Origin of the sequence: uncultured Thiodictyon sp. (assembly GCA_903837595.1) — a bacterium.
Lineage (GTDB): Bacteria > Pseudomonadota > Gammaproteobacteria > Chromatiales > Chromatiaceae > Thiodictyon.
This window is the reverse complement of the sequence record CAILVI010000372.1, coordinates 1-18,681: the sequence shown is the minus strand read 5'-3', so window position 1 is coordinate 18,681 and position 18,681 is coordinate 1. Positions and strand designations below refer to the sequence as shown.

The following is an 18,681-nucleotide window of genomic DNA, read 5'->3' as shown; positions in this document are numbered from 1 at the left end:
AACGGATCTGCACACGGCAGCGATCTTCCTGCCACCCGAGGAGCCATCGCGTGCCTCCCATCCGCGGTGCGCGCGCGCCTGTGGCTGCGCGGCGATTGGCTCGGCCAGCGCAATGAGCAGTCGTTGCTGTGGCTGCATCTGAACGACGGCCGGGTGCTGGCCTTTCGCCTGCCGACGGCGGACTTCGAGAACGATGAACCCATTGGCGAACTGGCGGAGCAGTTCGCCCAGGACCAGCGCGGCACCCTGTTGGAGGCCCGGTTCGGGGACGGTGTTGCCATCCCACTCTATGCCGCGCCCCCCGCGCCGCTCCCGGCACTGCCCTGGGGAGATCCCAGACATCACGCCGCACGGGACTTTGCGCAGCGACTCGATCAGGAGGTCTTGAGCCTGTTGGCGAGCCTCAACCGCCACCGTCAATGGGACTCGCTGCGCAACTATAACCGTCTGGCCGCGCTCGACCCGGAGCTGCGTGAGCGGCGCCTGCAGGCCGTCACCCGCTTCCCGCTGCTGGCCGCGCCGGTGCTGCTCAGCGCCCATCAGCGTCTGGACTTCGCGGGCGGCAAGCGCCATGCCTGGCGCGACCACGACGACGGCATCCTCGAGGCGATCGACCACGGGCGCGACCTCGCCGGCGCACTGGGGCGCCATTACGGGATTTCCAAGGGATTGGCGCGCTCCCCCATCTGCCGGGAGATGTGGGGCCCGACCGGACTCGCCCACCGCCGACTGCTGCGGCTCCTGGACGGTATCCCGGCCCATCGCCGCCCGCGCGCACCCGCGGACTTCGTGCCGGCGATGGACCTGTTGGTCGTCATCAATCTGCTCGCCGACGACAAGACGGATCTGGCGCACCTGGGCAATCGCGTCTTTCGCGAGGGTTTCGCGGCGGTCTGCGCGCCTTTGCAGACGCGGTTCGCGCCGCTGGGTCCCGCGGTGGCGGACTGCGGCGACTTCATCCGCGCGGCCGTTGACCACGCGGTCCAGACGCAACCCTGTCCACCCGGATTGACGCCGCGGCGGCTGCAGCTGGCCTGGATCGAGAGCCGCGGTTTTCGCTCGCTCCTGGCGGCCTCGCGGCGCTGGCATGCACTCCCGCGGGACCGGGCGGGGGACGCGCATGACCAGACCCGGGTGGCGGCGATCCTGGGCGAGCACCGCGCCGGCGAGGCCCATGGGCGGGAGCTGTGCACGGCGGCGGACCTGGCGCACGAGGGCGAGACCATGCACCACTGCGTCGCCCAATACTGGGACCAGTGCCTTGAGGCCGGCACCCGGGTCTTTGCGCTCGCCATGGCAACCGAGCGGGCGACCGCGGAGTACCGCTTCACGCTGGGCGCGGCACGTTTTTCACTCGCGCAACTGCGCGGACCCTATAATGAGGAGGCCAGTGAGGCGATGATGGCGTTCGCACTGTCCGTCCAGGACGCACTCAATGCGCCCGGGCGCACCGAGGTACGCACCGCCCTGGCCGCGTCGTTCGCAGCCGGCCGCATCTATCGCCGCCATCATCCGCCGCGGCGGCTCGACCCGGCCAGCGAGCGCGAACTCACGGCGGTGCTGACGCAACTGCGCCCGGACGCCGCCCCAGGGGAGTTGCTGCGCGATTTCGTCGCCGGTTATGAATACCACGCCGGACCCGAGTTGGAACCCATCATGGGCGTGGGCGATGCACTGGAATTAGTGCGTGAACCGGACAATCCGCACGATCCTGCGGCGGTGGCCCTGTGCTGGCGTGGCGAGCGCATCGGCTATGTTCCGCGCCAGCTCAATGCCGACATCGCCCGGCGGCTTGATGCCGCGCAGCCGCTGCTCGGTCAGCTCACGCGCCTCGATATGCGGGCCGTGGCCTGGCAACGGGTACAGTTTGTCATCCGGCAGGTCCAGGTGCACTGATCGCCGGGTTAGGGCAGCGGCGCCGATCCAGCCGCGTGCCGGCGCGCCCGATGCACCGGCGACGGCGGCCAGGAACGATCAGCAATTGTTTGCAGGATGCGCGGTCCGTCACATTGTTAAGCTGGCTTAACATATTGATTACGTAGTAAACTAGCGCACAAGAAAAATGCCCTGTCCGGACCTCATCATGAGACCCAAGGACGGCTTTGATCATCGCTCCGGCCAGGCGAGCGGTCCTCCCAGCGGACCCGAAGGCCGCGAGGTCACGCCCCAGTTCCCCTCAGGCGGACCACCGACCTCGCCATAAACGGAGCGACCAAGACGCTGTCTAAGGCCGCCCAGAACTTGAAGACACACGCGAAGCTGGTTAAATGAGCGCCATGAGTATCTATTGGACGCTGCTGTACGCCTTTATGTTCAGTACCGTCCTGACCGGTCTGCTGATCACACCAGCGCGGGCCTTAGGCTGGGTGGACCAACCCACCACCCGCAAACACCATTCCCACCCGGTGCCGCTGGTCGGCGGGGTTGCCATGTGCGCCGCCTTCTGCGGGACCCTGTGGCTGCTGCCGGACAAACCCGCGGGCTATCTGGCCCTGCTGACCGGTATGGTCGCGCTCGCCCTGATCGGCGCCTACGATGACCTGCGCCACATCCGCCCGTCGATCCGGCTGGTGTTGCAGGCCGCCGTGGTCCTGTTGGCCATGGTCTGGGGCGACCGGTGGTTAACCAACCTGGGTGATCTGATGGGCTATGGCGCCATCGCGCTGGCCAGTTTCGCGCTGCCGTTCACCCTGTTTGGAATGGTGGGAATCATCAACGCCTTCAACCTGGTCGACGGACTCGACGGCCTGGCCGGTGGGCTGGCCCTGATCGCCGCCGGCTGGCTGGCGGTCCTCTGTCTCACCGCGCCGGTGCCGGATCTCAAGGCCGCCATCACGCTACTGGCACTGGCCGCGGTCCTGGCCGGGTTCCTGGCCTGGAACCTGCGTCATCCCTGGCGGCAACGGGCCAGCGTCTTCATGGGCGACGCCGGCAGTACGCTACTGGGCTTTGCGCTGAGTTGGTTCCTGGTCGATCTCTCCCAAGGCGAGCGGGCCGTGATGGCCCCAATCACGGCCATCTGGATTCTGGCCCTGCCGCTGCTGGATACGGTGGCGGTAATGATCCGGCGTCTGCGCGCCGGACGCAGTGCATTCGCCGCCGACCGCCAGCACCTGCATCATCTGCTGCTCACGACCGGCCTGTCGGATGCCAAGGTGACCGCGATCCTGCTGGCGATCGCCCTGATCACGGGCGCCGTGGGCGCCGCTGCACGGTGGTTGCACGTACCCGAATACCTGCAGTTCGGGGCCTTCCTGGTGCTGTCCCTGCTGTATTATCACGCAACGACACGGTACTGGACACGGCAACAGGCCATCGCCATCACGCCAGAGTGGGAACATGACCGACGCCGATGCGTCATCAAGTCGATGCAGCCCTGGTTAAACTCCGAGCCACGGCTTAACCCAGTGCGAGCATCCACCCACCGCGGGACTGCCAGCCGCAAGACGAAAGCGACTGACGCCGCTGATCTGTTGCAATAGGCCCCGCAACGCTGGCCTGCCAACCGGCGGGCCGCGCGTGCAATCTGCTCAATCGCTCAGCCGATAGCGCGCCCCACAATAAGGGCACATCGCCTCGCCATCGGGCTCATCCGCGATTGGCAGATAGACCCGGGGGTGCATATTCCAGAGAGTCTCGCCCCTGCCCGGACAGGCGAGCGGCAGGGCGGCGCGGCTGACCGGAATGGCGCCGGGTGAATCGGTCCTGACCGGAGTCGGGACTGGGGTCTGAGACATGGGGCCTCCGTTGTCTGGTGCTGGTGTGGGCCTCGATCATCGCGCCGACCACTGGCGTGACACCGATTGAGCGATGTCGCGCGAGCGCATAGTGTCAGGCGAGCGTCAGCCACTCCGGATGGGTGTCCCGGCGGCCGTGGACCTGGTCGAAATAGAGCGCCTGGAGCCGCTCGGTGATGGGGCCGCGCCCGCCCTTGCCGATGGTGCGACCATCGACCTCGCGGATCGGCGTCACCTCGGCGGCGGTGCCGGTGAAGAAGGCCTCGTCGGCAATATAGACCTCATCGCGGGTGATGCGCCGCTCCACCACCTTGAGACCCAGCTCATCACACAGTGCCATGACGGTGCGCCGCGTCACGCCGTCCAGGGCAGAGGTCAGATCGGGTGTGTGCAGGACGCCGTCGCGCACGATAAAGACGTTCTCACCGCTGCCTTCCATCACATAGCCGGCGGCGTCGAGCAGTAGGGCCTCGTCATAGCCGTCGCGCACGGCCTCCTGCAGGGCCAGCATGGAGTTGGTATAGCTGCCGGTGGCCTTGGCCCGACACATAGTGACATTCACATGGTGGCGGGTGAAGGACGAGACCCGGATACGGATACCGTTCTTCATGTTGTCCTCGCCCAGGTAGGAACCCCACTCCCAGGCGGCGACCATGCAGTGGACTCTGAGGTTGTCCGCGCGGATGCCCATGCCCTCGGCGCCATAGAAGCACAGTGGGCGGATGTAGGCCGAGGCGAGCGTGTTCTCGCGCACCACCGCGCACTGGGCGGCGGCGAGCGCTTCCCGATCCCAGGGGATGGGCATACCGAAGATATGCGCAGAGTTGAACAGCCGGTCAGTATGTTCCTTCAGGCGGAAGATGGCCGCGCCACGCTCGGTCTGGTAGGCGCGGACCCCCTCGAAGACGCCCATGCCATAGTGCAGGGAGTGGGTGAGGACATGGACCTTGGCCTCGCGCCAGGGCACCATCTCGCCGTCCAGCCAAATCAGACCGTCACGGTCCGCCATCGTTGCCATGTGTTACTCCGAAGGGCGGGGCCTGGTGCCCCGCCCTGATTGATCTAAAAATGATTCGCCAGGGACTCTAGTCCCCCATCAATTCCCGCCAGAGTGTACGGACCCGCTCGCGCTCCGGGAGCAGCTCAACGTCCGCCACGGTCTTGGGCTGATCCTGTAGGGCACTGCGGTGATAGGCACCACGGAGCCGCTTGTAGGCCTCCGTGAGGTCCACCGCCGCCGCGCCGGGCAGCAGGTCCAGGCGGGCCAGGGTCTCGAGCTGACGGATGTTGTCCGTCCACACCGCCAGGTCCGGGTGCTCGGCCGCCCAGCGCAGGACAGAGTATTGAACCATAAACTCGATATCGGCAATACCGCCGCGCCCCTGTTTGAGGTCGAAACGCCCGTGCCCGCTCTTGTCCAGGGTCTCGCGCATCCGGGTGCGCATGGCGCGCACCTCCTCGCGCAACCGCTGCGGGTCGCGCGGGCGGCAGATGGTAGCGCGGCGGATCACGGCGAAACGCTCCGCCAACGCGGCGTCCCCAGCGACGGGTCGGGCGCGGATCAGTGCCTGGTGCTCCCAGGTCCAGGCCGCGTTCGACTGATAGTCCGCAAAGGCGCCAATGGAGCGCACCAGCATGCCCTTGTTGCCGTCCGGGCGCAGGCGCATGTCCAGCTCGTAGAGGATGCCCGAGGGCGTGTGGGTGGTCATCATGTGGATCAGGCGCTGGCCGAGCCGGTTGTAGAACTGCTCGGCGCTGATGGCCTTGGGGCCGGCAGTCTCGGCCGCGGGTTGGTCGGCGCCGTGGAGAAACACCAGGTCCAGATCGGACCCATAGCCCAGCTCCAGCCCGCCCAGCTTGCCATAGCCCAGGACCAGCACCCCGGTGTCCGTGCCGGTGAGCCCGGCGGGCCGGCCGTGGCGCTCGCTCAGGTGGGCGAAGGTCAGGGCCAGGGTACGCCCGACCGCGACCTCGGCAATCTCGGTCAGGTAGTCGCTGATCTTCATCAGTGGCACGCCACCGGTGAGATCCGCGGCGGCCACCCGCAGCACATTGCCGTGGGCAAACTGGCGCAACCGCTCCATCTGCTGCTCCAGGTCCTCCGGGTCGATGGGGGCAAGCAATGCATCCAGTTCAGTCTCAAGATCGGCGCGTTGCCGCAGGGCATAGAGCCGACCCGGGTCGATCAGCTCATCGAGCAGCAGGGGTTGGCGGGCGATCTGCTCCGCGATCCAGGGGCTCATGCCGGTGAGTCGGGCGAGTTGGGCCAGGGCCATGGGCCGCTCGATCAGCATCGCCAGATAGGCGGTGCGCCGCACCACCGACTCCAGCACCTTGAGCACCCGCTCCAGGGCCAAATCCGGAGATTCGCTGTCAGCGATCACCTGGAGCGCCTGGGGCAGCACCTGATGGAGTCGCTCCGCGCCCTTGGCGCTCAGGCCTTTGCGGGCACTGGCCTCGCGGAAGGCGGCCAGGCGCGCCACCGCCGTCCCGGGGTCGGTGAAGCGGTGTGCAAGGAGGATCTCCCGGGCACGCTCCACGTCCAGGGTCCCTTGCCAGAGCGCCACCAGGTCCTGGTCCTGACCCGCGGGCTGCGCCGCACGGGCGGTGAAGACCTGATCGAACAGCGCTTGGACGCGCCACCGATGCCCGTCCAGCAACGGCGCAAAGACGTTCCAGTCGGCACAACCCATGGAGCGCGCCAGCCGCAGCCGACCCAGGTCGTCAGACGGCAGCAGGTGGGTCTGTTTATCCTTATGAGCCTGGATGCGGTTCTCCACCTGGCGCAGGAAGCAATAGGCGTCGTCCAGCGCCGGCAGCGCCGCGGGCGGCAGCAAGTCGCGCGCCTCAAGCAGGGCCAGCACCTGCCGGATCGGGCGGACCTGGAGCGCCGGGTCGCGCCCGCCGCGCACCAACTGGAGCGCCTGGCCGATGAATTCGATCTCCCGGATACCGCCGGGGCCGAGCTTGATATTGGCGTCCATGCCCTTGGTGTAGAGCTCCTTGGCGATCATCTGCTTCATCTCGCGCAGGGAGTCGATGGCGCCGAAGTCCAGATAGCGGCGATAGACGAAGGGCCGCAGCAGCGCCTGAAGGACCGCGCGGTCTTCCGGCTCACCAGTCAGCACCCGCGCCTTGATCATGGCGTAGCGCTCCCAGTCCCGCGCCTGGGATTGGTAATAGTCCTCCAGCGCGTCGAAGCTCGCGACCAGTGGCCCCGAGTCACCGAAGGGCCGCAATCGGGTATCGACGCGGAAGACGAAGCCGTCGGCGGTCTGGGCATTGAGTGCCTGCACCAGACGCTGGGCCAGACGCATGAAAAACTGCTGATTGTCGAGCGGGCGCGGCCCACCCACCACCTGGCCCGGGGCGGGGAAGGCGAAGATCAGGTCGATATCCGATGAGAGGTTGAGCTCCCGCGCCCCGAGCTTGCCCATGCCGATGACCAGCAGGCGCTGCTCGCGCCCCAGGTCGTCGCGCGGGATGCCCAGTTCCGCACTGGTCCAGGCGTGGAGGCGGTCCAGGGCGGCGCGCACGCAGCAGTCGGCCAGTTCAGAGAGGTCTTCCAGGGTCTCTTCGAGCCCCGCCAGCCCCCCGAGGTCGCGCCAGATGATGCGGGTCATCTCGCGGCGGCGCACAGACCGCAGGACGCGGTGCAGGGCGGGCTCGTCCGTGACGCCGGCCAACGCCGCGTCCAGCCGGCAGGCAAGAGCTCCGGGACGATCGGCGTGCCCCAGGTCGCCGGAGTCAAGGAGCGCGGCGAAGTCCGCTGGATGGCGGGCGGCCGCCTGGGCAACATACTCGCTGCCCTCCCACACCCGCGCCCGGATGGCCGCCAGGTCGGCCGCGAGCGGCACCGCCCGGCCCTGCGCCTGCGCCCATGCCAGCCACACCTGCCAGCAGCGCTCAGGCGCCTGCGTCAGGGCGTGCAGCGCGGCGGTTACCGTGGCCGTCACAGGGGCTCGATGGCGTACTCGGCCGCCAGGCGCGCCTCGCCGCCGCCCGGCACGCCGATCACCTCGGAGGCGGTGTTGACGGTCTCCACACACAGCATGATGCGATAGTCCCGGTCGTCCAGGTCGGCCATGGCGCGGGCGGTCTCGACCCAGGGGTTCCACACCACGCAGGTGGCGCTGTGGCGGTTCGTGATGCGGATGCGGCGCTCCATCACCGGGTCTTCGATCGTCAGGACCGCGGGCACCGACTCATAGATCCGATTGACCTCGGCGGCCACCGTCACCGGCCCCCGCTGCGTAACGATGGCGTCATTGGCCCCGGCGGCCTTGTCGATATAGGTGCAGCCGTCCAATCCCAGGACCCGCACCCGGGTGGCATCGCCGACCCGAAAATAGGTGTGCAGGCCCTGGGTGATCTGGAAGGCCTGGTCGCCGGCGTTGCGGCTGATCAACTCCACGGTGAGGGTGGCGCCCACGGTGATCTCAACCAACAGGTTGAAGTGATAGGGCCAGAGACCCTGAGTATCCGCGTCGTCCGCCAGGCCCAGGGTGACCCGGGTCGCCCCGCTCGGCAGGCTGGCGGTGGCCAGGATGGACCAGGGAAGCTGGCGTGCGAACCCATGGGCGGGTCCACCCTGCCCTCCCGCACCGAACCAGGGCCAGCAGATCGGCACCCCGCCCTTGATCCCCTTGCCGGGCGCAAAAAAGGCCCGTTCGCTGACGAACAACAGGTCATCGGCCGCCGCCACCGGGCAGTACGACAAGACCTGTCCCGCATAGGGCGAGATCGTGGCGTTAGCCAGGCGATTGTAGACCTCGATCATCGCGAGACCGCCGCGCCCCGCCACGATGCGCAGGGTGCCGTCGATCCCGAATTCGGCATTGAATGCGTCGATGTTCAAACTGAGAGCCTCCGGAAATGGATACGCTGGTCGTGGGCACTGCGGCGCGCGAAACGGGAGGGTACCCCCGACGGCGGGAAACGGGAAGAGCGCGCGGGGAAGCGGCGACATTTTGTCGGCCAAACAGCAGATCCCCCGGCCTGCGCCTGCGCGTATTGGATTGGGGCCGCACCACCCCCACTATTCGGGGGCATTGGCACCCGCACCGCCGACAGCCTTGGTCATCGTCCCGGTCAGCGACGATCCGTCGGCAACTGGAGGTCGAGGCTTTAGCCGGTGGCGGTTCCCTGCCTATGCAAGAGAAATGAGTGGCGCCTGCGCGCCGGACCGGCTAAAGCCTCGACCTCCGGTGGCCGAAGCGACGATCAAGGCCCGCCCGATGCTGCCCCGCGCCATCAACCTAACCATCTGATATTTCTTTGCCCAGAGCGACATCATGTCCAACCTGCAACCCATCCCCGACCAGACACCACGACGCGCGTTCGGTTGGCGCCTCCTGGGCACCGTCCTGCTGGTGGCGAGCGTCGGCCTGGTTTCCTGCCAGGCCCTGTTCGGCCACTGAGTCGCACGAGGATCGCGCGGTGACCATTCCCCCTGAACCATCCCGGAACTTGCGTCTGCACGACCTGCCGCCGCTCGTGCGTTCATTGATCGGCGCCGCGCGGCCGGGCGCATCGCCGTTGGCGGCATCGGCGCACCGGTCGATCCCCCTGCCGGGCCGTCTCCGGACCCTGTTGCAGCCCCGGCCCGGGCAGGTCCCGCGGCGCAAAGGCGCCCTATTGTGGGTCCTGCCCGCGCCACTGCTGCTGGGTGCCGTGATCGCCCTGGGGCGCGGGCACCTCGACAGCTTCCTGGCGGATGCCGGCGGGTTTGCGCTCTTCATGGCCGCCGCCTGGCTGACCAAACGCGGCATCCGCGCCGACTATGCCGGACCTCAGCCGCGCTTTGCCCGCCTGGCTCGCTGGCCGCTCAAGACTTTGGGCGGGGTGCTGACGGCCATAGGCGCCGGTGTCACCGCACACTTCGCCGCCGGTCACGGACCGGGCATCAGCCTTGCCTTCGCGGCGGTGTCTGCCATCGGGTTCCATCTGGCCTACGGTTTGGAGCCCCTGGGACGGCCGCGCAGCTTGCGCAGCGGTGATGAACCCTCGCGCCGGGTGGCCGAGGCCCTGGCCGAGGCCGAGGGCCGGCTCCTCGACCTGGAGCAGACCGCGCAATCCCTGACCAATCCTGAACTCAAGGCGCGGCTCACGCGCCTTGGTGCCCAGGGGCGCGGCATCCTCGACCAGATTGCGGACCGACCGACCGACCTCTACCGGGCACGTAAGTTTCTAAACGTGTATCTCGAAGGCGTCCAGCAGGTCGCCGCGGGTTATGCCAGCACCCACCGCCGCGCCGAGTCCCGCGAACTGGAGCAGAATTTCCGCAACGTCCTGGTGACGGTGGAGGAGGTCTTCGAGGAGCAGCGCCAGCGCCTGCTGGAGACCGACGTTCTGGACCTGGACATCCAGATCGAGGTGCTCAAGAAGCAGCTGGAACGCGAAGGCATCGTCTAGGCGATTTCCCTGAGCGACATGAGGGCACAGAGTCGGGGTTAGACGTCCCCGCTCCTTTGATAGCCATTCGTCGGGAAATCGCTCTTAGCAAAGAACATCGCAACCCATCCCGGAGACCCTGACGTGACCGAACACACCGACTTGGTGCAGACCAGTCCCACCACCCTGACCCCAGCCGCCGGCACCGAATTGGACCCTGCGGTCACTGCGCTGCTCAAGGAACTCGACCTCACCGACAGCCAGTCGGTGCTGTTCTTCGGCGCCAAGGCCCAGGAGCAGTTGACGCAGGTCTCGGATCGGATGCTGGAGGGGGTGCGTGCCAAGGACGTCGGCCCCGCCGGCGCGGCCCTGAGCGAGATGGTCACCACGCTCAAGGGCTTCGACGTCGCCGCGCTGAATCCCAACCGCAAACCCGGGCTACTCTCCCGGCTCATGGGCCAGGGCCGACCGATCGCCCGCTTTCTGGAGGAATACGAGGCGGTGCGCGACCAGATCGAGGTCATCGGCCGGACCCTGGAGCGTCACAAGACCCAGCTACTGACCGATGTCACCGCACTCGACCGGCTCTACCAGGCCAACCTCGACTATTTCCGCGCACTGGAGCAGTACATCGCCGCCGGTGAGGCGAAACTGCGCGAGGTCGACGCGTCGATCATCCCGGCCCAGACGGCGCGGGTGGAGTCCAGCGGCGACATGGTCATGGCTCAGCAGTTGCGGGACCTGCGTGGCGCCCGCGACGACCTGGAGCGCCGTGTCCACGACCTGAAGCTGACCCGTCAGGTGACCATGCAGGGCCTGCCCAGCATCCGGCTCGTGCAGGAGAACGACAAGGGCCTGATCAACAAGATCAACTCCACCCTGGTCAACACCGTGCCACTGTGGCGCCAACAATTGGCCCAAGCGGTCACCATCTACCGCTCCGGGCAGGCCGCCGACACCCTGCGCGCGGCCACCGATCTCACTAACGACCTGCTGCGCGCCAACGCCGAGAACCTCAAGACCGCCAACACACAGGCACGCCGCGAGATCGAGCGCGGCGTATTCGATATCGAAGTGGTCCGCCAGGCCAATCAGACCCTGATTGCGACCATTGAGGAGGGTCTGAAGATTGCCGACGAGGGCAAGCGCGCCCGCGCCCTGGCCAGCCAGGAACTGGAGCGCCTGGAAGGCGACCTGCGCCGGGCGCTGAGCGCCGCTTCGGCCAAGGCCGATGGCGGCCATCCGGCCAGGGGTTAGCGCCTGGAGTGCTCTCGTGACACCGCTGCGGCGGTGTCACGCATGTGTCAGGCGCTCTGCGCCGGGAGCGCCGGTGACCGGGACGATGATCAAGGCCGAGTTAGTGCCTGGAGTCCATAGCTTCAGCATTTAGGAACCGCACCCCTGGTGCAAATGATGGCCAGAGCGCTGCCATTGAGGATACGAATACGGCCGGAGTCAAGTAACCGACTCCGGACGCCGCATGGCCTTCGTGGTGGCGACCTCCTCCGGGCCGATGCCGATGAGCGGGGCAAATTTCGGCAGCTTGGTCCCGTAGACACCGAGCCAGTCGACCCGCTTTGGCTCGGCGGGTGGAAAATAGCCTTGTGAAGACATGATTATCCTCCGTTAGGCATTGCTCAGGTATCAACCCGGCACGGTACGAGCCTGTATCACCAATAGGTATAGCATATTCCGCTAGCATGTCTAAGGGCAAGATGGCCTTGGTCATCGGTCCGGCAACTGGAGGTCGAGGCTTTAGCCGGTGGGCACGCAAGCGCCACTGATTTCTCTTGGGTATGCGGGAAACCGCCACCGGCTAAAGCCTCGACCTCCAGTTGCAGGCGGACCGGTTGGCCGGAACAATGATCAAGGCCGGCAAGATATATTGGTCTGTGAGGTCTTTTTCTGCCTTCCATTATCGATCGCATGGCATTTCTTAATCCTCCATGAAAAGTGCTTGTGGTTGATGAAAACTCTCAGCGAGGTATTGGAAACGTTCTTGCCGTTGCTGAAGATGTTCAAGGAGGTACTAAACCGAGCCAGCCCAACTGATCGCAGGACGGGCTAATATTGACGCCTGAGCCATTTAAGAACAGCAAGTTACATACCCCCCACTCCGACGACTTAAGCGCTGCAAGAACTTTTTCCAGCGCGGCGCAACGTAAGTATCCGCCGCTGTTCTATCCCCGCCAACCTAAACGGGAGCGATTCCTGTGGCGCCGCCTGTACAGGTTGCCCTCGCATAGTCTCTCCGGCAGGTTCTTGGGCCAAGGCCCCGAAGGGCGAAGTCCCTGCACCGGTCACCCGACGCCCCACGCGGGGTCCAGCCTGGGATGGCAGGACCCCGACCTGGCTGCTTAGCCCTAATCCAGCTGAGGAAAACTGGCGGGCCCGTGCGTGCTATAGACGCCAACGGAACCCTGTTTTTTTTTGGCGCCCTCGGCCGGAGTGGCTGCTGGCTCTACCGCAAAACCCAGTGCGAAGATATTATCGGCGAGCGCAGGGTCGAGCGCAGCGCCCGTCGAACACAACGCTGCCCCGCCCCGGCAAGGTTCCGCCGTCCCGCAACGCCATCACCAGGGCTATCGGAGAATCAGCAACATGAAAAAATTGGGGCTCCTGCTCCTCGTTTGGATGACGGCCGCCGTGCCGGTCGTGGCACAGGCCGGTGACTTTGCCGATGGGCTGGCCGGTGGGCCGGACTTCTGGGAGGTCACGGGTGTGGCGCGCGGCGACACCTTGAACCTGCGAGCCGGCCCCTCGCCCAAGGGCCGCGTGGTGGCCGAACTCGCCAACGGCACGGTCATGCGCAACCTCGGCTGCAAGATGGCGCGCGGGCAACGGTGGTGCCAGATCGCGCGGCCGAACGATGCACGCGCCAAGGGGTGGGTCGCCGGGCGTTACCTGCGCGAGGCGACCCATCAGCCGTAGCCCGATTGCCCTCTCGTTTTCTTGAACTGCTTTCAATCCGTCTCAACGCCTATCCATCTGGAGTGACTCGACGATGCAGCACATCAATACCATCCGCACCCCGCTCGCCACCTTAATCGCACTGGCGGTCGCTGCCCCTGGTATCGCCTTCGCCTATGGCGACAAGGAGGCCATTAGCGACTGCGAGAACCGCATCCGCAGCGAGTACAAGCTCACCGACCTGCGCGATGCAACGGCCACGCATGTGATGGACAACGCCGAGCATCATTATAAGGTGCAAGGCAGCACCAAGGTGGACGGCGACCGGCACCCCTGGAGCTGCGAGGTCAAGAACCGCCATGTGACCACCGCCGAGTATAACGGTCCCAAGCCCAAGGGTCTGACCACCACGCAGACAGCGGCGCTGGGTGCCGCCGCCTTGATCGGTGGGGGGATGGCGATCAACGCGATGAACAAGCCCGCGACGACCACCAGCCATACGCCGGCCCCTAGCGGTGGGAGCAATGCCAATTTACCCTACCGCTGCCAAATCTATACCGGCAAGACACTGAGCTATGAGCAACGCTGCTCCTATACCCAACGCCAGGGGGCCGTCCATATCGTGCTGGCCGACTCCGGCGAGTTTTCGTTCTCGCCGGTCGGCAACAAACCTGGGACCTACATCAACGATGGGACCAAGGAGAAGGTCATTCGGAAATCCGGTCTGGGGTCCAAGGGGGTGATCTATCAGCTCCCCAGTCAGTCCATCCATATTCTGTACTGACCTGCCTTTGGCGGTCCGGGCCGGCGGGCCTCGGTCATAATCCCGGCCACCGCGCTAGCCGCGAAGTCGTTGGTCCCCACAGCGGACCCTAGGGGCGCGGCGCAAACCTTAGGATCCGCTGTGCGGACCGACCGCTTGGCCGGAATGATGATCAAGGCCGCCGATCACGACCGGCCAGCCCTCCAATCAGATCGTCTAACTCGGCAACCGCGGACTGACTGAGATCCTGCGCGCGGTCGGCGACGGTATCCTGGTCACCAGCTGGGCCGGCGGTAACGCCGACCCGACCACCGGCGAGTTCTCCGAGGGCCTCAACGGCACCTGATTCGCCACGGCGAAGTCGCCGAACCCGTGGTCGGCATGATCGTCACCGGCAACCTAAGGACACTGTTCGCCAACCTGGTGGAAGTCGGCAATGACTCCTTTCCCTATGCCGCGCTGCTGACACCGAGGCCGGCAACGGGCTCGGCACTGGCACAAGCATGGGACGCTTGGCATCCAGAATGAAAATCGACAATCACTGTCGCTTAGGTTTAATATCCATGTTACGAATTTTCCGCATTCACCTGCCACCACGCTTCGCCAAAGCACTCTATGACAGCCTGGTTCCAGGCACCACGCTCCTGGTCACTGACGCGCCAGCACTGACGCAACGCACGACCGGCGTCGCACTCAACATCATGAACACGGACCAGCGCTAAGTTTTGCATGCCGGATCGTCCTGGTCTGATTCGGCCTGAGCAAGCACCTGAACCCGGATGGGACTCTTGGCATCCAGATGTACATCGCGCTGCGGGAAAGCGATTTCATGGCCCTCCTGCGCGAAGCGTTCACTGATGGTATGGCGCAACTCGGTCACCACCGCCCGGTAATCATCCTGAGCGCCAAAATCGATCCAGACATAGACGCGGAAGATGAGCGCGCTATCTCCGAAATCCTCGAAGACGACGGCGGGCACCGGATCGGCCACCACCAAGGGGTGCGACTTGGCGATTTCCAGCAGCAGTGCGTGAACCTGGCGGGTCGGCGAGCCATAGGCTACACCCACCGCAATGGTGACCCGGGCGCGTTGATCCGCGAGCGTCATATTGGTCACCCGATTCTCGAGGAAATGGCTGTTGGGAATCAGCATGTCCACCCCATCCAGACGGCGCACCCGGGTGGAGCGCTCCCCGATCCTGGCCACGATCCCTTGGGTGCCTTCGATCTCGATCCGGTCACCGACGCGGATGGTACCCTCCCCCAGGATAATGAAACCGCTGATAAAATTATTGAGGAGATTCTTCGCGCCGAAACCGATCCCCAGCGCAATGGCGCCACCGAGAAAAGCGAACACCGCCAGCGGTATCTTGACCGTGACCAAGGCCAGGACGACGACCGCCAGCGTCATGCCCACCCGCAGCAGCTTCTGAATGAGCAGGCGCCGCCGCCATTTTTCCGCCCCGAAGGGCAGCAGAATCCGACTGATGACCCGCGCCAATCCGGAAGCGAGCAGCAAACCGACCGTCAGGATCAGGAGCGCCTCGCTCACCTTACCAATGGTCACGGGTCGCTTCTCACTCACGCGCTCGCCGTCCACCACGAGCGTATCTTCGATGGAGAGGAGCTCAAACGACCATAACCGCTGCAGGTACTCAACCACGACATCGGTCCACCCGCGCGCCTCGGCGGCCGCCCCCGTTTCGCCGACACGGACCTTGATCTCGTCCTGCCATAACGTCAGAAAATCGCGCAGTTGCAGTGCGCTGCGCAGGGTTTGACCCAACTGCACGCGGCGTTCATTCATCGCGCTGACCAGGGCATCGCGCGATGCGGCGAGTTCCGCAATCGCGAACCGGGGCTCGACCTCGAAACCGTCGGACGCGGTGCGGGCGAGCTCCAGACTGGCAATGCCTTGCTCGAGCGTCGGCAGCACGGCTGCGAGGTCGGCCAACTGGGTCCTGGCCTTCGCGAAATCCCAGTGTTGATGCAGCTCCAAGCGGTCTCTCCAGGCGATCTGCTGCAACTGGAGGTAGCCGATATGCAGATTCACATCATCCAGGGTGGCGTGCACCGCATCGCGTTGCGCCTGTATGAGCTGCTGCTCAAGCGTCAGTAATGGATCGACGCCGCCCGTCTCTTTCTGTCCTTCCAGGCGCGCCCGGACTGATTCCAATTGCCGGCTGGCCAGGGCCTCGGCGGCGCTGGTCTTGGTCAGGTCGTCATTGACACCACGCAACTCCTGGCCCAGCGCGTCGAGCTTCGTCTGCACTTCACCAGGGGTCAATTGCACCTGCGGCAGCGCCACCGTCAGCTTTTTTCGTATGAATTCCTCGCGCAGGCGGTCAAGGCCCAGCTTCTCGGTGAGGGCTTGCTCGCTCGATTGCACAAAGGCCACACCTTCCGCACTCAGACTCAATGCGATCTGGCGCAATGCGTGCTTCTTGCGGGCGTCCTGTTTCACCTCGTCGGTGCCGGCCGATTCCAGTGCTTCGAGGGTCTGACGAAAGGCTTTCTGATCACTCGCCAACTGCGCGACCGTGCGGGCCTGCGCATAAGCAAACGAAGACCGCCGCAGCTCATCCGTCTGGGTGGCGGCCTGCCGCGCCTTCAGTTGCCTCCCCAATGCCTCGACCACATCGAGCGGGTATGGCGGCGGGGTCGCAAAGCCGGTCCAACTGTTGAACTCCTCTTGGAGCTGGGTCTTTTCTTCCCGCACCGCCTGTGCCTCATCGACGATCTTGAGGTGGCGTCGACCCACCTGAACGCGCGCCTGCAGGAGGTTGACCCGCTCTTGCAGCGCTTGCTCGTCATCCGCGTTGCGCTGCACGTCGGACGCCGCGAGGGCCTGATTCGCCTCGGTGAGCTGTTTCGTGGCCTCCTCGATATGCGCGGCGACGCGCGCGCGCTCCGCCTTGATGTCCTTCAACGGCGCAGCGACCTCCGGCTGAGACTCAGTGATCGCCGGCAGCAGCGACAGCTGCGACAGCTGCGACAGCTGCGCGAACAGCAGCGGTGCCTGGCCGAACAGAAAGAAAAAGAGCAGCAGGTGTCTGATCATGGGGCGGCGCTCGCGGCCCAGGGCGGGTTAGGTTGGCGGGTTTGGGCGCGAGTATACGCAAGCCGGCTAGCCGCTGACGCGCGGGCGTGTCGCGGCGGGACGCCGCTCCCGCAGGCACCGATCGGAATTGACCGCGACGCCCTGGACTGTTAGAACGGCGCCCACCCCTATCCAGTCAGCGTCACGGCGATCCTCCCATGCATCCGAGCCTCTCCCGTCTGGGCCTACGCCTGCGCCCTGCCCTGCCCGCGTTGCTCGCACTCGTGGCCGGTGCGCTCACGGTCCTGGGTTTTGCACCCTTCTCGTACTTTCCGCTTGCGGTCATCGCCCTGGCCCTGTTGACGCAGTCCCTGGCCACCGGTTCGCCCGGTGCCGGCCTGCGGCGCGGCTGGGCCTTTGGCCTGGGCCTGATGGGCTTTGGCATCGCCTGGATCCGCATCAGCCTGAGCCAGTACGGCAACATGGACGCCTGGGCGGCGGATCTACTGATGGCCACCTTCGTCGTGTGGATGGCGAGCTATTACGCCCTGGCCGGCTGGCTGGCCCGATGGCTGCAACCCACGCCCTCCTGGACCGGTCCGGTGTTCCTGCTGCCGGGACTTTATGTGCTCTTTGAGTGGCTGCGCGGCTGGCTCTTTACCGGCTTTGCCTGGCTCAAGCTCGGTTACTCCCAGATCGACGGGCCGCTCTCCGGCTACGCGCCCATCGGCGGCGTCTACGGCTTGAGCCTCCTGACCGCCGTCTCCGGCGGACTCCTGTGGGGCTTGATCCGCTGGCCCGGCCGCGGCCGTCTGGCGGCGGGCACGGGGCTCGCCATCATCTGGCTCGGCGGGACGGCGCTGCAACCGGTCGTCTGGACCCAGGCCAACGGCGCGCCCTTCAAGGCCGCCGTGCTCCAGGCCAACATCCCGCAGTCGGTCAAATGGGACCCGGAGGCCAAGATCGGGATCGTGCAGGCCTATTGGGACCTCACCAAGGAACACCCAGACGCCAAGCTGATCGTCTGGCCGGAGACGGCCGTCCCCGATTTCCTGGACCAGGTCCGCGAGGAGATGATCGACCCCATGGCCGAGATAGCGCGGGCCAAGGGCTTTGAGATGGTACTCGGCATCCCGGTCCTGGACCCCACGACCCGCGCCTATTACAACGGACTGCTCGCCATCGGCAGCCGCGAGGACCTCTACACCAAGCGTCACCTGGTACCTTTCGGTGAATTCCTGCCATTCAAGGCGTGGCTGGGACCGCTGGTGAAGATGTTCGAGATCCCGATGTCCGATTTCAGTGCAGGCAAGGCGGCGCGCCCACTGCTCAAGGTGGGCGGTTACACCGCCGGGGCCTCTATCTGCTATGAAGACATATTCCCGGGCGAGGTCGCACAGGCCCTGCCGGAGGCCCAGTTCCTGATCAGCGTGAGTAACGACGCCTGGTTCGGTGACTCGCTCGCCCCCCACCAGCACCTGGAAATGGCCCGAATGCGCGCGCTGGAGACCGGCCGCGACCTGGTGCGGGCCACCAACACCGGCATCTCCGCCATCATCGACTGGCGCGGCCGGGTGATCGGGCAGATCCCGCCCTTCGTGCGCGGGGTCTACAGCGGCCCGGTCCAGCCGCGCGCCGGAGCCACCCCCTTCGTGTGGGTCGGCAACTGGCTGGCGATCGGGCTGGCACTGGCGATGGTGGGGGCGGCCTTGTTCATCCGGCGGACCAGTCGCCGTAGGAGCGGCCCCCAGGCCGCGACGGGGTGCGGCGAGGGTCTATAGCCTTGTCCCGTGCCGCCCCGGGGCCTAGTCTGTCGCGCTTCGCCAACGTTCGGAGGT

At 65.9% G+C, this 18,681-nt stretch carries 14 protein-coding genes and 2 pseudogenes; 10 read left to right on the top strand and 6 right to left on the bottom strand.

What is annotated here, in order from left to right:
* Positions 1-66 precede the first annotated feature (66 nt).
* Positions 67-1,896 carry an HIRAN domain-containing protein gene (locus QZY44_RS21410; RefSeq protein ID WP_295451857.1) on the top strand — a complete coding sequence of 610 codons (1,830 nt, stop codon included), beginning with the start codon at positions 67-69 and terminating at the stop codon, positions 1,894-1,896.
* Positions 1,897-2,267: 371 nt separating this feature from the next.
* Positions 2,268-3,482: an MraY family glycosyltransferase gene (locus tag QZY44_RS21405; protein ID WP_295451854.1), complete on the top strand. Its 1,215-nt coding sequence runs from the start codon at positions 2,268-2,270 to the stop codon at positions 3,480-3,482.
* A 48-nt stretch (positions 3,483-3,530) separates the two neighbouring features.
* Here QZY44_RS21405 and QZY44_RS21400 read toward each other — a convergent pair whose 3' ends face one another.
* From QZY44_RS21400 to QZY44_RS21385, 4 genes and pseudogenes are all read right to left on the bottom strand, one after another.
* On the bottom strand, positions 3,531-3,737 hold the full coding sequence (locus QZY44_RS21400) for a zinc-finger domain-containing protein (protein ID WP_295451846.1): 207 nt from the start codon (positions 3,735-3,737) through the stop codon (positions 3,531-3,533).
* A gap of 94 nt (positions 3,738-3,831) precedes the next feature.
* Positions 3,832-4,755 carry a branched-chain amino acid transaminase gene (locus QZY44_RS21395; protein ID WP_295451842.1) on the bottom strand — a complete coding sequence of 308 codons (924 nt, stop codon included), beginning with the start codon at positions 4,753-4,755 and terminating at the stop codon, positions 3,832-3,834.
* A gap of 70 nt (positions 4,756-4,825) precedes the next feature.
* Positions 4,826-7,693, bottom strand: a pseudogene (gene glnE, locus QZY44_RS21390) (bifunctional [glutamate--ammonia ligase]-adenylyl-L-tyrosine phosphorylase/[glutamate--ammonia-ligase] adenylyltransferase); the annotation flags it as partial.
* Positions 7,690-8,595, bottom strand: coding sequence for a D-hexose-6-phosphate mutarotase (locus QZY44_RS21385; RefSeq protein ID WP_295451838.1), 906 nt, complete (start codon positions 8,593-8,595; stop codon positions 7,690-7,692). The gene QZY44_RS21385 and the pseudogene glnE, both read right to left, overlap by 4 nt.
* A 436-nt stretch (positions 8,596-9,031) precedes the next feature.
* On the opposite strand from QZY44_RS21385, the gene QZY44_RS21380 reads away from it, so the two are divergent.
* The 3 genes from QZY44_RS21380 (at position 9,032) to QZY44_RS21370 (ending at position 11,387) form a co-directional block, all read left to right on the top strand.
* Positions 9,032-9,157 (top strand): hypothetical protein, encoded by a 126-nt coding sequence (locus tag QZY44_RS21380; protein WP_295451835.1) that lies wholly within the window; start codon positions 9,032-9,034, stop codon positions 9,155-9,157.
* A 19-nt stretch (positions 9,158-9,176) separates the two neighbouring features.
* Positions 9,177-10,151 (top strand): 5-bromo-4-chloroindolyl phosphate hydrolysis family protein, encoded by a 975-nt coding sequence (locus tag QZY44_RS21375; protein ID WP_295451831.1) that lies wholly within the window; start codon positions 9,177-9,179, stop codon positions 10,149-10,151.
* 123 nt (positions 10,152-10,274) lie between these two features.
* Entirely contained in the window at positions 10,275-11,387 is a 1,113-nt protein-coding gene (locus QZY44_RS21370) for a toxic anion resistance protein (RefSeq protein WP_295451827.1), read from the top strand.
* A gap of 198 nt (positions 11,388-11,585) precedes the next feature.
* Here QZY44_RS21370 and QZY44_RS21365 read toward each other — a convergent pair whose 3' ends face one another.
* The gene (locus QZY44_RS21365; RefSeq protein ID WP_295451822.1) at positions 11,586-11,744 is read right to left on the bottom strand and encodes a hypothetical protein; all 159 of its coding nucleotides are present in this window, start codon (positions 11,742-11,744) and stop codon (positions 11,586-11,588) included.
* A gap of 987 nt (positions 11,745-12,731) precedes the next feature.
* Between QZY44_RS21365 and QZY44_RS21360 the strand changes: the two genes are divergently transcribed.
* From QZY44_RS21360 to QZY44_RS21345, 4 genes and pseudogenes are all read left to right on the top strand, one after another.
* Positions 12,732-13,061 carry an SH3 domain-containing protein gene (locus QZY44_RS21360; protein WP_295451816.1) on the top strand — a complete coding sequence of 110 codons (330 nt, stop codon included), beginning with the start codon at positions 12,732-12,734 and terminating at the stop codon, positions 13,059-13,061.
* 73 nt (positions 13,062-13,134) lie between these two features.
* Positions 13,135-13,824 (top strand): hypothetical protein, encoded by a 690-nt coding sequence (locus tag QZY44_RS21355; RefSeq protein ID WP_295451811.1) that lies wholly within the window; start codon positions 13,135-13,137, stop codon positions 13,822-13,824.
* 214 nt (positions 13,825-14,038) lie between these two features.
* Positions 14,039-14,331: pseudogene (locus tag QZY44_RS21350) on the top strand (metallopeptidase TldD-related protein).
* Between the two features lie 35 nt (positions 14,332-14,366).
* Positions 14,367-14,525 (top strand): hypothetical protein, encoded by a 159-nt coding sequence (locus tag QZY44_RS21345; protein WP_295451806.1) that lies wholly within the window; start codon positions 14,367-14,369, stop codon positions 14,523-14,525.
* Here QZY44_RS21345 and QZY44_RS21340 read toward each other — a convergent pair.
* Complete coding sequence (locus QZY44_RS21340; RefSeq protein ID WP_295451801.1) at positions 14,522-16,864, bottom strand: mechanosensitive ion channel domain-containing protein; 2,343 nt, start codon at positions 16,862-16,864, stop codon at positions 14,522-14,524. The two genes, QZY44_RS21345 and QZY44_RS21340, sit on opposite strands and share 4 nt — an antisense overlap.
* Positions 16,865-17,061: 197 nt before the next feature.
* Between QZY44_RS21340 and lnt the strand changes: the two genes are divergently transcribed.
* Positions 17,062-18,624 (top strand): apolipoprotein N-acyltransferase, encoded by a 1,563-nt coding sequence (gene lnt, locus QZY44_RS21335; RefSeq protein ID WP_295451796.1) that lies wholly within the window; start codon positions 17,062-17,064, stop codon positions 18,622-18,624.
* Positions 18,625-18,681: the final 57 nt, after the last annotated feature.

What these genes read in the sequence shown, in the direction of transcription:
- QZY44_RS21405 (WP_295451854.1), top strand. Translation starts at nt 2,268, where the DNA reads ATGAGCGCCATGAGTATCTATTGGACGCTGCTGTACGCCTTTATGTTC.
- QZY44_RS21400 (WP_295451846.1), bottom strand. Translation starts at nt 3,737, where the DNA reads ATGTCTCAGACCCCAGTCCCGACTCCGGTCAGGACCGATTCACCCGGC.
- QZY44_RS21395 (WP_295451842.1), bottom strand. Translation starts at nt 4,755, where the DNA reads ATGGCAACGATGGCGGACCGTGACGGTCTGATTTGGCTGGACGGCGAG.
- QZY44_RS21380 (WP_295451835.1), top strand. Translation starts at nt 9,032, where the DNA reads ATGTCCAACCTGCAACCCATCCCCGACCAGACACCACGACGCGCGTTC.
- QZY44_RS21365 (WP_295451822.1), bottom strand. Translation starts at nt 11,744, where the DNA reads ATGTCTTCACAAGGCTATTTTCCACCCGCCGAGCCAAAGCGGGTCGAC.
- QZY44_RS21360 (WP_295451816.1), top strand. Translation starts at nt 12,732, where the DNA reads ATGAAAAAATTGGGGCTCCTGCTCCTCGTTTGGATGACGGCCGCCGTG.
- QZY44_RS21355 (WP_295451811.1), top strand. Translation starts at nt 13,135, where the DNA reads ATGCAGCACATCAATACCATCCGCACCCCGCTCGCCACCTTAATCGCA.
- QZY44_RS21345 (WP_295451806.1), top strand. Translation starts at nt 14,367, where the DNA reads ATGTTACGAATTTTCCGCATTCACCTGCCACCACGCTTCGCCAAAGCA.
- QZY44_RS21340 (WP_295451801.1), bottom strand. Translation starts at nt 16,864, where the DNA reads ATGATCAGACACCTGCTGCTCTTTTTCTTTCTGTTCGGCCAGGCACCG.
- lnt (WP_295451796.1), top strand. Translation starts at nt 17,062, where the DNA reads ATGCATCCGAGCCTCTCCCGTCTGGGCCTACGCCTGCGCCCTGCCCTG.